General features: G+C 57.1%; 2 tRNA genes. Both read right to left on the bottom strand.

Annotated elements, in window-relative coordinates:
- Position 1: 1 nt before the first annotated feature.
- Positions 2–77 (bottom strand) — tRNA-Ala (locus MKD49_RS26350).
- Positions 78–155: 78 nt separating this feature from the next.
- Positions 156–231: transfer RNA gene (locus MKD49_RS26355), tRNA-Glu, on the bottom strand.

A 231-nucleotide genomic window follows, 5' to 3' on the forward strand; every position in this document is an offset into this window, starting at 1 on the left:
CTGGTGGAGGTAAGCGGGATCGAACCGCTGACCTCTTGCATGCCATGCAAGCGCTCTCCCAGCTGAGCTATACCCCCTGCGAAAGGAAAAGTCCCAAACTACAGACTATCCAACCTCAAGGTAGCCTGACCGGTCAGATCAGACTACTTACCACCTGGCGTCCCCTGGGGGATTCGAACCCCCGTACTCACCGTGAAAGGGTGATGTCCTAGGCCTCTAGACGAAGGGGAC

It is taken from the genome of Herbaspirillum sp. WGmk3 (assembly GCF_023952535.1).
Classification (GTDB): domain Bacteria; phylum Pseudomonadota; class Gammaproteobacteria; order Burkholderiales; family Burkholderiaceae_D; genus Herbaspirillum; species Herbaspirillum huttiense.